Genomic DNA, 12,140 nt, shown 5'->3' with positions numbered 1-12,140 from the left:
TTTCAGCAGTTAATTTAGTGCCTTAACCGTCTGCAATAACTGTACTGTTTCATATAGTGGCAATCCCACTACATTAGAATAACTACCTTCTATTCTTGGAATATAACGCGCTGCAATTCCCTGTATTGCATAGGCGCCTGCTTTCCCAAGCGGCTCACCTGTTGCCCAGTAACTTTCCATATCATGGCTATTTAGTGGCTGAAATTCAACCTGTGTACGGACTACTATACTGTATTTTTCTTCTTTTGTGCGGACGCACACTCCAGTATACACATCATGCCATCTCCCTGAAATTTTTTCCCACATTTCAAAGGCATGCTGTTTGGATTCAGGTTTCCCCAAAATCTCATTATTCACACCTAAACTGGTATCCGCAGCAATAATAATGGCATCCGGAAACAGCTTGGCCACCGCTTCCGCTTTGACTTGCGCCAAACGTTCGACATAGGCTGCAATGGACTCATTTTCCAGTACAGATTCGTCTACATCTGGGCTACAGATCTCAAAGTTCAGCCCGAGTTGCTGCAAAAGTTCACGGCGTCGGGGTGAGCTGGAAGCGAGGATTAAATGCGCCATTTTCTCAAAAAGTAATAAAGCACTGGCCATATGATGACACTAGTCAGCATGGGAATCCAATGTCGTGCAAATGAGAATTGTACGCCGGTCGAAATCTGGGCAAAGAAGATAATCATCAAATGTGCCAGAATCGCAATTGCCGTAATGACCCATAAATTAGCAAAGGTCAGAATACGGCGCTCACGGGTCAGGAAACGTGCCACAAAAGCAATGATGATAAAGCTAAGTGCATTGAGACCTAAAGGCGCATCAAGCAGTAAATCAATGAAGATCCCGGTAGCAAATGCAAACCAGATTCCACACCAGGTCGGCTGACACAATACCCAGAACAGCATGACCATTAACATAAATAATGGACGCCATCCCGAGGTCTCGTAAGACAGTGGATAGACTGAGAGAACAGAAGCCACAATCACTGAAATAACAATGGCAAATAAAGGATCACGATGTGTTTTAGGTCGCATCTTAGCGATTGACATGCGGTTGCTCCATCGCTAATGAGTCAGAGAACAGCACGACGACATGATGACCACCGGCCAACTGTGCTGCTGGAGTGACATCAATCTGAGCAAATTCCCCTGAATTATGCCGTTTTACGTTAGATACCGTTCCCACCAGATAACCTGCCGGAAAATGCTGTCCCAGACCTGAACTGTAAACTTTTTCACCAACTTTGATATTGGCGCTGGTCGGTACATATTCCATTTTCAGGCGTCCCAGATCTCCGGTTCCTGACACAATGGCACGCATGCCAGTATGTTCCAGACGTACTGAAAGTGAATGTTCCTTGTCTGACAGCAGCATGACCCGGCTACTATGCGGATAGACATCAATAATCTGTCCCATAATCCCCATATCATCCAGTACGGTCTGACCGACTTTCAGCTTGTTATTGGAACCACGGTTGATCACGATGATATGGCGTAGCGGATCAGCATCGGTACCAATGACCTCAGCAATTTCCATACGTCCATCAAGAATCAGAGGGGTATCTAAAAGACCGCGCAAACGGGTATTTTCCGCAGAAAGCTCTGCAATTTTTTGTAAGCGAACTTGCGCCTGCAATAGCTCAGCCCGCATCGCGGTGTTCTCACGACGCAGTTGTGCTTCAGATTTGGTTTGTTGATTCAGCCATTCTCGCGACAGTACCGGATAGCTAGCCACGGCATAAATGGGATTATAGGCCGCGTACAAGACATCCCTTGCAGGTTGAACAACATGTGGCATGCGCCAGTCAAAGAATAGCACCACCAGACATGTTATCAGTGCAATGATAAAAGAGCGAAAAGATGGCGGTTGTCGAGAAAACAGATGTGCTTGCACCCGCCGAATCCTTGTCTTAGCCTACAAATAACATGTCATGATTTGGATTGTCGAAGAATTCGAGTACCTTACCACCACCACGAGTCACGCAAGACAGTGGATCTTCAGCAACCACAACAGGCAGACCTGTTTCTTTTGCAAGAAGCTTGTCCAGGTTACGCAGCAATGCACCACCACCGGTCAACACGATCCCGCGTTCAGCGATGTCAGAAGACAGTTCAGGAGGTGTTTGTTCCAATGCAGATTTCACCGCAGACACGATGTTTTGTAGTGGATCAGAGATCGCTTGAGTGACTTCATCCGAGTTCACCACAATCGCGCGAGGCACACCTTCAGCCAAGTTACGGCCACGAACTTCAATTTCCAGCGGTTTTGCACCTTCATCTGGAAGTGCCATGCCAACTTCTTTTTTGATCACTTCAGCTGTGGTTTCACCGATCACGCAACCATGTGCCTTACGTACGTAGTTGATGATCTGTTCATCAAATACATCACCGCCAATACGCAGCGAGTCTGCATATACACAGCCCTGTAATGAAATTACGGCAATCTCAGTTGTACCGCCGCCCACATCAACAACCATCGAACCACACGCCTGCTCAACCGGCATGCCTGCACCAATTGCAGCAGCCATCGGTTCTTCAATCAGACGTACTTCACGTGCACCCGCATTATAAACTGCTTCACGGATCGCACGGCGTTCAACCAGTGTCGATTTACATGGCACGCAAACCACCACGCGTGGCGCTGGCGGGAATAAACGTTTTTCGTGTACCTTACCAATGAACTGATTTAACATGGTTTCGGTCACTTCGAAATCCGCAATCACGCCGTCTTTCATCGGACGGATTGCAGAAATATTTGCTGGGGTACGACCAAGCATTTGTTTCGCGTCAAGACCTACGGCAGCAACAATTTTATGTGAACCACTGTGACGGATGGCTACAACCGTCGGTTCATTTAATATAATGCCTCGTCCTGGCGCATAAATAAGTGTATTTGCAGTACCTAAATCAATAGCGAGATCTGGCGAAAACAAGCCTATTAGTCGTTTTAGAATCACGGGGACGTTCTCAGTTAAACTTTATATGGACGCAAGGTGGCCACTTTAACTAAATGTGATGATTTGGACAAGTCAATCGCTTATCATAACGCATGATAATTTGAATTTTTTTAATACTGATTAGGTAATATTATGTCTACATCGGATGCACAGTCTTCTGCAGATTTAAATGCAGAAACAGTTTCAGCTATTGCCAACCTCGCAAGGTTATCTCTTAATGATACGCAATCTGCTGAATATGCTCAAAGTTTAAATAAAATTTTAGGCATGATGGAAACCCTGAAAGGCATCGATACTGACGGTGTTGAACCACTGAAAAGCCCTTTCGACCACCCACAGCCTTTACGTGAAGATGTCGTGTCGGAAAGCAATCATCGTGAGGAATACCAAGCAGTTGCACCTGCTGTACAGGACGGTTTGTATCTCGTCCCACGCGTGATTGAGTAATTACTACCCAGTTCATTCTTTTTATTAAATTAAACGTAAAGAATTATTTCTCATGACAGATTTACACCGCTTATCCATTCGTGAACTGACTGAAGGTTTGGCAAATGCTCAATTTTCATCCCGCGAATTGACTCAACACTATTTAAAACGCATCGAAAAAATTGATGCACAGGTCAAAGCTTATGTGACCGTGACTGCTGAACAGGCATTGGCTCAAGCTGATGCTGCTGATGCTGCAATCAAAGCCGGCAATGCGACTGCCCTGACTGGTGTGCCCATTGCACATAAAGATATTTTCTGTACCCAAGGCATTAAAACCACAGCTGGTTCTAAAATGCTGGACAATTTTATCTCTCCTTACGACGCGACCGTTGTAGCGAAAGGTAAAGCTGCGGGCTTAGTCACACTTGGTAAAGTGAACATGGACGAATTCGCCATGGGTTCTACTTCCGAGTCTTCTTACTTTGGTGCGACCAAAAACCCTTGGGCACTAGATCACGTTCCGGGCGGTTCTTCAGGTGGTTCTGCTGCGGTTGTCGCTGCGGATCTGGCACCATTTGCAACCGGTACGGATACTGGTGGTTCAATCCGTCAGCCAGCATCTTTCTGTGGTCTGACTGGTCTGAAACCGACTTATGGCCGTGTATCACGTTTCGGTATGATCGCTTACGCATCATCTTTGGATCAAGGTGGTCCAATGGCACGTTCAGCTGAAGACTGTGCTTACCTCATGAATGTCATGGCCGGTCATGATGCCAAAGATTCAACATCAATGGACAAAGATGTTGATGACTACGTTGCCAACCTGAACGGTACTTCTGTGAAAGGTCTGCGCATTGGTATTCCAAAACAGTACTTCAATGTTGAAGGTCTGGATGCAGACGTGAAAGCACGTGTTGAAGAATCACTGAAAAAACTGGAAGAAATGGGTGCAACTCTGGTTGAGATTGATCTCAACATGACAGAAGCTTATGTTCCAACTTACTATCTGATCGCACCGGCTGAAGCATCTTCTAACCTGTCTCGTTATGACGGCGTACGTTATGGCTACCGTTGTGAAGAGCCAAAAGATCTTCTCGACCTTTACAAACGTTCCCGTTCAGAAGGGTTCGGTGCTGAAGTTCAGCGTCGTATCCTGATCGGTACTTATGCTCTGTCTGCTGGTTATTACGATGCTTATTATGTGAAAGCACAAAAAGTACGTCGTTTAATCCAGCAAGATTTCTTAAAAGCATTTGAATCTGTAGATGTCATCGCTGCGCCTTCTGCACCGACTACTGCATACCGTATCGGTGCAAACCTGTCTCCGGTTGAAATGTACCTAGGTGACATCTATACCATCGCGGTAAACCTTGCAGGTCTTCCTGCGATTAACGCGCCTGTTGGTTTTGACAAAGACAACTTACCAGTTGGCTTACAGTTGATTGGTAATTACTGGTCAGAATCTCAATTGTTGTCTGTGGTACATCAGTATCAACAAGCAACGGATTGGCATACTAAACGCGCTGCAATTGCTGAGGAGAATGCATAATGGCTAAAAACGCTGCTAAACCAAAATCTAACCTGATTGACGGTTGGGAAGTCGTTATTGGTATCGAGATTCACACTCAGCTTGCGACTAAATCTAAAATCTTCTCTGGTTCATCCACTGAATTTGGTAATGATCCAAATACTCAGGCGAGCCTTGTAGACCTTGCGATGCCGGGTGTATTGCCAGTGCTGAACAAAGAAGTCGTTGATCTTGCGATTCGTTTTGGTCTGGGGATCGATGCATATATCGATCAGGCTTCTGTATTTGCACGTAAAAACTACTTCTATCCGGATTCTCCTAAAGGCTATCAGATCAGCCAGATGGACAATCCGATTGTGGGATTGGGTCATATCGACATCCAGCTTGAAGATGGCACGGTAAAACGCATTGGCGTGACTCGTGCGCACCTTGAGGAAGATGCAGGTAAATCAATCCATGACCAGTTTGAAGGCATGTCAGGCATCGACTTGAACCGTGCCGGTACGCCGCTTCTTGAAATTGTATCTGAACCAGATATGCGTTCTGTTGAAGAAGCTGTTGCTTATATTAAAGCGATTCACACGCTGGTACGCTGGTTAGGCATTTCTGACGGTAACATGGCAGAAGGTTCGTTCCGTGCGGACTGTAACGTGTCTTTACGTCGTCCGGGTCAACCGTTCGGTACACGTTGTGAATTGAAAAACTTGAACTCATTCCGTTTCATTGAACAGGCGATCAATGTTGAAATTGAACGTCAAATGGAAATTCTGGAATGGGACGGCACCATCGACCAAGAAACTCGTCTGTTTGACCCTGTGAAGATGGAAACCCGTTCAATGCGTTCTAAGGAAGAAGCGAACGATTACCGCTACTTCCCTGATCCAGACTTATTGCCTGTGGTGATTCCAGATGCGCAAATCGAAGCGATTAAAGCGCAAATGCCTGAGCTGCCTGCTGCACGTCGTGCGCGTTTCGTGGCTGACTTCGGTGTGACTGAGTATGATGCTCACGTACTGACACTGACTCGTGAAATGTCAGAGTTTTACGAAGATGTGGTGAAAGCTGCTGGCGGTGCTGCACAAGGTAAGATTGCGGCAAACTGGGTAATGGGTGAATTCTCAGGTGCTTTAAACAAAGCTGGCCTAGACCTTGCGGATTCCCCCGTTTCTGCTGAAAAACTGGGTGGCATGATCGCACGTATTGTGGACAATACCATCAGCGGTAAGATCGCGAAACAAGTGTTCGGCTTTATGTGGGAAGAAGACAAAACTGCGGACGAGATTATTGCGGAAAAAGGCTTGAAACAGGAAACTGATACAGGCGCGATTGAAGCGATTATTAAGGAAGTTCTTGCTGCCAACGAGAAGATGGTTGAAGAGTATAAATCTGGTAAAGAGAAAGCTTTCAACGGTCTGGTTGGTCAAGTGATGAAAGCGTCACGTGGTAAAGCCAACCCTGCTCAAGTAAATGAATTGATGAAAAAATTGATTGGTTGATTTGATTAGTTTTGGAATAAAAAAACCCGCTTTAGAGCGGGTTTTTTCTTAGCTCATTAGGTCTTAAATCTGGTATCTCAACTTTAATCTCAGTTGGTTTCATATCTATTAATTTCTGAGTTTTGATAAATTCTTTATTTATTAAAATTTCAATAGTGCGGAATGATAACTGCATGATAGATTCTAACAGCTCAGGTAATATTAAATTAATTTTAATATCCCTAGAATAAAATAGTGTTCTACCCTTATATTTATCTAATTGTCCATCACTGTAATCAGGCATAAGAATAAATCGTTCTTTTAATTTACCTTTTTCTTTATTCTCATAAATACTAGCTTCCATATCCAAAAAACCATTATGTACAATATGATTACGTAATTTTTTAATTAGTAAAATATCTGATTGTTTATCTTCAAATACTGTTCCCGCTCTTTCTCCAACAGACCATTTTAATTTTTTATCCGCTTTAGTTTGACTAATCAAAGAATCACCATGTGAATAATTTACTGACTTCCTAGTAGGATAATCATCAAAACCTATTGGTAAATTTTCAACTTCAAAAGCCAATTTACTAAAATAATCTAACAGTGAAGAAGCCTTTATTATGATAGCTTCCAACAAAGAACTTATCACTACGCCTTCTCGTGAAAATATAGTTGTTAAGCCTTCTTTAGTTTTACGTCCTTCAAAGATATTTTCTTTGTTAAATTGATCATAAAAGAAGTACAAAGTATCCTGTATTTGTCGGCAAAGATTTTGAATGTTTTTTGTTAGATATAAAATTTCAAAAACATAGAAAAATTTGTAGATATCTTTTTTCATTTCCGATTTAACAACTATTTCTTCAATATATTTTTTAAATTCATCTCTTGATAATAAACTTTCTCCGCTCAAACCCGCATATATAAAAATTTTATTTTTAGCTAATTTTTCAAAATATTCTTTCTGAAGGTGAATATAAACATCTAATTCGTTCTTATATAAATTTTGAATAAGAAGTTCATAATAAAAAACACAGGCATTATCAATCTGCTCCATTAGAAGCTTTATGTCAGACGAATAGCTACCGTCACTTTTTTTTATAATGTAATATTTTTTCTTTGTGTCAATTTTTTTTGTTGATATACCATCTAAATTAAGTATTTTCTGTTTCATCATTAATTACAATTAAAAGAGTATAGTAATTTGATTATATTGGTTTTTAATGCGGGATAGGAAATTAAAATCTTCTAGAGAATCTTTAACAGTGAAATCTATTTACTTGATCAATTCAATAGACATGGTTTCCTCTCCTTGAGTAAGGAAGAAGGCTAGGTAAAAGAGTATTATTTAAATTTTATAATTTTAAACATACAATAAATCCAAATACTTCCTCTCCAAAAACAACATGACCATCAAAAAAGTATCCTCTATCGCCAAACTCGAAGACTTAGGGCGTATCCAACTTTCAAAGTCTTTCTTTATGCGTGACTAGAGCCCTCACCCCGACCCTCTCCCACAGGGAGAGGGAGAAATCATTACTGATTAAATGACACTATAAATTTAATATTGGAAGTTCCCTCACCTTCTAGGAGAGGGCTAGGGAGAGGATTTAAAACATGCTATAAAATCAAAAACAAACCGAAGAAAAATAAAAACATGTCAAATCACATTATCTTACTCAGCATTATCCTGATCATTCTTGTGTTCATCATTGGCGCATATCAGTCAAGAAGACGTAAATCTATCAAACCACGTACACTCACAGCCAGACAAAGCAAAATTGCCAACCTTGCCGATGGTATCGAGCTAATTTTCATGCCCATTTTCTGGATCATTAAACTCATGATCGGGATATTCAAATCATAAAGCGGTTGTTAACGATTTTTTTGAATTTGATCATAAAATCGTGTCTGTCCCATATTGAAAATCACTCAACAGGAATACAATCTGCACATTCTCCCATCCCGCCCTTACCATGTCGAAAAACCTCGCTACGCTGATTGGCTTAAGTGCCATTTTACAGTGGTCATCTATCGTGGGATTACTCAAAAAAATCAGTTTTAGTATTGGACCTGATCTGGCTGTACTTATGATGTATAGCTTAAGCACCCTGCTCTTACTGGCTGTTTTTGGCGTTCCCAAACTCAAAACCATACCCAAGTTCTATCTGCTCAGTGCAGCTGCATTATTTCTGGTATATGAAATCTGCTTTGCCTATGCCGTAGCACTCGCACAAACTGCACAGCAAGCCATTGAAATTAGTCTGGTGAATTATCTGTGGCCCAGTATGACCATCGCCATGCTCATTCTATTTCATGAACTAAAATTTCACAGCTTGGTGGTGGTAGGGCTCAGTATTAGTCTGGCAGGTATTTTTTATATCCAGACGGGCAACGGCGATATTCATTTAGCAACCGTCATTCACAACATGCAGGCCAATCCAACCAGTTACATATTGGCATTCATTGGGGCGAGTTTATGGTCGTTATATTGTGTATTTACCAAAAAATACAGCCAAGGACATAACCCAATCGTGTTCTTTTTCGCGATGGTAAGTGTGGTTCTCTGGAGCAAGACGCTGCTGTTAGATCACGAACAACTGCCGCAACTTCTTAATATTGACTTGAATATTATGCTGTATATGTTGCTGGTTTCGGTCGTAACTGGATTGGGCTATGCAGCCTGGAATATCGGGATTAATCAGGGTAATATCGCAATGCTGGTCGCGTTATCTTATTTTAGCCCGATCTTTTCGTCTATCATTTCGATGTGGGTACTGAATACCAGTCTATCGCATACCTTTTGGATCGGTACGATGATGGTCACCTTAGGTTCATTTATTTGCTGGCTATCGACCAACTGGAATGAAATTCGAGACCGCCTGTTTCCAGGCAAGCTCTATAAAACTTAAACTACATTTTTGCGGTTTAAGTTTACTGCATCTGCAATTCATTAACGGGTGATGCCTAATTTATTCCACACCTCAGGGGTCAAAAAAGTTGTAACCAGTTTGCTCATATCGATATATTTAAGTACGCCACTTAGCTGACTTTTAATTTCCGGATTTTTCAGTATTTCCTGACCTGTGACCTGCCCAAGCTCCTGGAAACTTTCGCCCACTGCTTGTACTCCTTCAGCCTGAATCACCGCTTTGGTTTGGGTTGGACATTGCTCAACCAGAATCCGCTGTAAAACCGTCACTAAATTTCTGTCGAGTGTTTCCTTTTGAGTTGCAGTTACATTGCTAAAAGCTTTCAGATCGGGATGATTACCCAATGCCACAAAGGTCCATTGCAAGACTGTGGTTTTATCAGTGGCCGTCGTGGATTTCATTAAACAGTCACTAAGCTGATCAACTGTTGGACCGGCTGTCGCAATCTGAGTTGCACCCAGCAATGCTGTAGTCATAAAGACTGCCCGAAGACCCGATAAAGCTTTGAATCCCATATTCCTTTCCTTTTTCACCCGTTCAAACTGCTTGAACAATGCAGTTTCTTTGTAGCATGTAAAAGATTAGAAAACCTGTAGAACTCTGTAACCTGAGAGATAAAAAAAAGTCCCGACATCAGTCAGGACTTTTGGAATCGAATGAGGAAATCAGACTTACCAGATTTTTACCCGTTTATCTTCTTCCAGATACATTGGATCTTCTTGCTTGACGCTAAAGGCTTCATAGAAAGGTTTCTGGTTAAGTAAGGTCGCACGACCACGAATGGCTGCTGGTGAATGCGGATCTGTTTTTAACAGCTGTAATGCCAGTTCTGGACGAACTTTGGCACGCCATGCCTGCGTCCAGCCAATATAGAAACGCTGATCTCCGGTATATCCATCAATCACCGGAGCAGGCTTGCCATTTAGTGACAATTTATAAGCTTCATAGGCAATCGCCAGACCTGAGTTATCGGCAATATTTTCACCTAAGGTCAGCTCACCGTTGACGTGATAGCCCGGTATCGCTTCATAAGCATTATATTGCTCGACCAGAGCTTTGGTTTTTTCCTTGAACTTTTTATCGTCTTCTTCGGTCCACCAGTTTTTCATGTTGCCATCTGCATCAAAGCGGCTACCCTGATCATCAAAACCATGACTGATTTCATGCCCGATCACTGCCCCGATTGCGCCATAGTTCACGGCATCATCAGCATTCATATCGAAGAATGGCGGCTGTAAAATAGCAGCAGGGAAAACAATTTCATTGCCCATTGGGTTGTAGTAAGCATTTACCGTTTGCGGCAGCATATGCCATTCTTCACGATCAACCGGTTTCCCCAACTTATCCAGCGCAATGTCATAATTGAAACTGTTGGTACGACGCAGATTACCAATCAGGTCGCCATCTTTAATTTCCAGCTTGCTATAGTCACGCCATTTATTTGGATAGCCAATTTTTACTCTAAAGCTTTTCAGCTTACGGTGTGCCTGTGCTTTGGTTTCTGCACCCATCCAGTCCAGTTTTTCTAGATTCTGTTCAAATGCCAGCAACAGGTTTTCTACCAGTTTTTCCATACGCTGTTTCTGTTCAGGCTGGAAATGTTTTGCGACATAGACTTGTGCCAGACTTTCACCGAGTACGGCATTGGTCATATCAACCCCACGTTTCCAGCGTGCCCGTTGCTCGGTCACACCGCGTAAGGTTTTGCTGTACATTTCAAAGTTTGCATCAGCAAATTCCTGGCTTAAGTAAGGTGCAGCGCCATCAATCAGATGGAATTTGAAATAGGTTTGCCATACATCGAGGGGTGTGCTGCTTAAAATCTTGTTTAAATCTTCAAAATAACTTTTTTGCGCCACAATCACGGTTTTGGTTTTTTTATCTAAACCCGTCGCTTTAAAATAGGTTTTCCAGTCAAATTCTGGCACCAGGCTTTTGACGTCTTTTAATGTATAGACGTTATACATTTTTTCGAGATTACGGTTCTGCACATTATCCCACTGAATTTTGGCAATTTCAGTTTCTAAGTTCAGAATAGATTGTGCATGCGCAGCCGCATCTGCTTCTGTTTCACCCGATAGCGTCAACAGCTTAGCAATATGTTTAACATAAGTTTCACGGGCACTTTTCAGCTTTTCATCATCTTTCAAATAGTAATCGCGATCCGGTAAACCCAAACCACTTTGACCCAAAAACACCGCCATTTGGTCAGACTTTTTCAAGTCAGGAATCACGCCAAATTCAAAAGGTGTACTGACACGGTTTTTTGCATAGTCTGCAAGCAACAAAGTGAAATCTTTTTTGCTTTTCATGGCCTCAATTTTGGCGATATCTGCTTTTAACGGCTGGATACCTTTTGCATTTAAAGTTTCCGTGTCCATAAAGCTGGCATATAAGCTCCCCACTTTCTGCTCATTGCTGCCATAATCCGATTTGGTTTTCGCCAGCTCTTCTACAATGTCATGTAATTGCTGGGTCGAGTTTTCACGCAAAATCGTGAATGCGCCCCAGTTTGGCATATCAGCCGGGATTTCCTCATGCTCTAACCAGTGCCCATTTACATGCTGATAGAAGTCCTGTTGTGGTGCGATTTTTTTATCAAAATGTTGAAGATGAATCCCCGAGCCAAGTGCTGCAATAGCGGTTTGATCTGAAGCATAATTTGCAGAGGAAACGGCTAATAAAGCACTTACCAATGCGGTTTTTAGAAAAATTTTCAAAGCTTGCTATCCTCGCGCTTCACTGCGCAGTTGAATTTATCAATACGTGTTGACCTGATAATCAAACACTTAAATCTTTATAAGCAGCAT

The 12,140-nt window shown here is 42.4% G+C and carries 12 protein-coding genes; 5 read left to right on the top strand and 7 right to left on the bottom strand.

What is annotated here, in order from left to right; translation table 11 throughout:
* Positions 1 to 9: 9 nt before the first annotated feature.
* Genes FTU01_RS04745 through FTU01_RS04730 form a run of 4 tightly spaced genes read right to left on the bottom strand, consistent with a single transcriptional unit; the run spans position 10 to position 2,962 of the window.
* Positions 10 to 576, bottom strand: a complete 567-nt coding sequence (locus FTU01_RS04745; RefSeq protein ID WP_179993411.1) for a Maf-like protein — start codon at positions 574 to 576, stop codon at positions 10 to 12.
* On the bottom strand, positions 564 to 1,055 hold the full coding sequence (gene mreD / locus FTU01_RS04740) for a rod shape-determining protein MreD (protein WP_166139624.1): 492 nt from the start codon (positions 1,053 to 1,055) through the stop codon (positions 564 to 566). The genes FTU01_RS04745 and mreD overlap by 13 nt, the downstream gene beginning before the upstream one ends.
* On the bottom strand, positions 1,042 to 1,899 hold the full coding sequence (gene mreC, locus FTU01_RS04735) for a rod shape-determining protein MreC (protein WP_004783097.1): 858 nt from the start codon (positions 1,897 to 1,899) through the stop codon (positions 1,042 to 1,044). The genes mreD and mreC overlap by 14 nt, the downstream gene beginning before the upstream one ends.
* A 16-nt stretch (positions 1,900 to 1,915) precedes the next feature.
* Positions 1,916 to 2,962, bottom strand: coding sequence for a rod shape-determining protein (locus tag FTU01_RS04730; protein ID WP_005234480.1), 1,047 nt, complete (start codon positions 2,960 to 2,962; stop codon positions 1,916 to 1,918).
* Positions 2,963 to 3,094: 132 nt separating this feature from the next.
* On the opposite strand from FTU01_RS04730, the gene gatC reads away from it, so the two are divergent.
* Genes gatC through gatB form a run of 3 tightly spaced genes read left to right on the top strand, consistent with a single transcriptional unit; the run spans position 3,095 to position 6,415 of the window.
* Positions 3,095 to 3,409: an Asp-tRNA(Asn)/Glu-tRNA(Gln) amidotransferase subunit GatC gene (gene gatC / locus FTU01_RS04725; RefSeq protein ID WP_005234479.1), complete on the top strand. Its 315-nt coding sequence runs from the start codon at positions 3,095 to 3,097 to the stop codon at positions 3,407 to 3,409.
* A 52-nt stretch (positions 3,410 to 3,461) separates the two neighbouring features.
* A complete protein-coding gene (gene gatA, locus FTU01_RS04720) occupies positions 3,462 to 4,940 on the top strand; it encodes an Asp-tRNA(Asn)/Glu-tRNA(Gln) amidotransferase subunit GatA (protein ID WP_004783101.1) in 1,479 nt (492 codons plus the stop codon).
* Positions 4,940 to 6,415 (top strand): Asp-tRNA(Asn)/Glu-tRNA(Gln) amidotransferase subunit GatB, encoded by a 1,476-nt coding sequence (gene gatB, locus FTU01_RS04715; protein ID WP_180138354.1) that lies wholly within the window; start codon positions 4,940 to 4,942, stop codon positions 6,413 to 6,415. The genes gatA and gatB overlap by 1 nt, the downstream gene beginning before the upstream one ends.
* A gap of 31 nt (positions 6,416 to 6,446) precedes the next feature.
* On the opposite strand, the gene FTU01_RS04710 is transcribed toward gatB, so the two are convergent.
* Entirely contained in the window at positions 6,447 to 7,571 is a 1,125-nt protein-coding gene (locus FTU01_RS04710; protein WP_180138353.1) for a hypothetical protein, read from the bottom strand.
* Between the two features lie 483 nt (positions 7,572 to 8,054).
* Here FTU01_RS04710 and FTU01_RS04705 point away from each other — a divergent pair, with 483 nt between their 5' ends.
* Positions 8,055 to 8,264: a hypothetical protein gene (locus FTU01_RS04705; protein WP_180070174.1), complete on the top strand. Its 210-nt coding sequence runs from the start codon at positions 8,055 to 8,057 to the stop codon at positions 8,262 to 8,264.
* Between the two features lie 109 nt (positions 8,265 to 8,373).
* On the top strand, positions 8,374 to 9,309 hold the full coding sequence (yddG, locus tag FTU01_RS04700; protein ID WP_180052673.1) for an aromatic amino acid DMT transporter YddG: 936 nt from the start codon (positions 8,374 to 8,376) through the stop codon (positions 9,307 to 9,309).
* A gap of 41 nt (positions 9,310 to 9,350) precedes the next feature.
* Here the strand turns inward: yddG and FTU01_RS04695 are convergent, their stop codons facing one another.
* Both FTU01_RS04695 and FTU01_RS04690 read right to left on the bottom strand, forming a co-directional pair.
* Positions 9,351 to 9,845: a hypothetical protein gene (locus FTU01_RS04695; protein WP_179993175.1), complete on the bottom strand. Its 495-nt coding sequence runs from the start codon at positions 9,843 to 9,845 to the stop codon at positions 9,351 to 9,353.
* 156 nt (positions 9,846 to 10,001) lie between these two features.
* Positions 10,002 to 12,050: a M13 family metallopeptidase gene (locus tag FTU01_RS04690; protein WP_180138351.1), complete on the bottom strand. Its 2,049-nt coding sequence runs from the start codon at positions 12,048 to 12,050 to the stop codon at positions 10,002 to 10,004.
* Positions 12,051 to 12,140 lie beyond the last annotated feature (90 nt).

The sequence above is a fragment of the Acinetobacter sp. YH12043 genome (genome assembly GCF_013419915.1).
In the GTDB taxonomy this organism is placed as follows: Bacteria; Pseudomonadota; Gammaproteobacteria; order Pseudomonadales; family Moraxellaceae; genus Acinetobacter.
This window is presented reverse-complemented; position numbering and strand designations above follow the sequence as displayed.

Bases quoted from the DNA above. Each gene is read 5' to 3' on its own strand.
- yddG (WP_180052673.1), top strand. From the start codon at position 8,374: ATGTCGAAAAACCTCGCTACGCTGATTGGCTTAAGTGCCATTTTACAG.
- gatA (WP_004783101.1), top strand. From the start codon at position 3,462: ATGACAGATTTACACCGCTTATCCATTCGTGAACTGACTGAAGGTTTG.
- FTU01_RS04695 (WP_179993175.1), bottom strand. From the start codon at position 9,845: ATGGGATTCAAAGCTTTATCGGGTCTTCGGGCAGTCTTTATGACTACA.
- FTU01_RS04745 (WP_179993411.1), bottom strand. From the start codon at position 576: ATGGCGCATTTAATCCTCGCTTCCAGCTCACCCCGACGCCGTGAACTT.
- FTU01_RS04705 (WP_180070174.1), top strand. From the start codon at position 8,055: ATGTCAAATCACATTATCTTACTCAGCATTATCCTGATCATTCTTGTG.
- gatC (WP_005234479.1), top strand. From the start codon at position 3,095: ATGTCTACATCGGATGCACAGTCTTCTGCAGATTTAAATGCAGAAACA.
- FTU01_RS04710 (WP_180138353.1), bottom strand. From the start codon at position 7,571: ATGAAACAGAAAATACTTAATTTAGATGGTATATCAACAAAAAAAATT.
- gatB (WP_180138354.1), top strand. From the start codon at position 4,940: ATGGCTAAAAACGCTGCTAAACCAAAATCTAACCTGATTGACGGTTGG.
- mreD (WP_166139624.1), bottom strand. From the start codon at position 1,055: ATGTCAATCGCTAAGATGCGACCTAAAACACATCGTGATCCTTTATTT.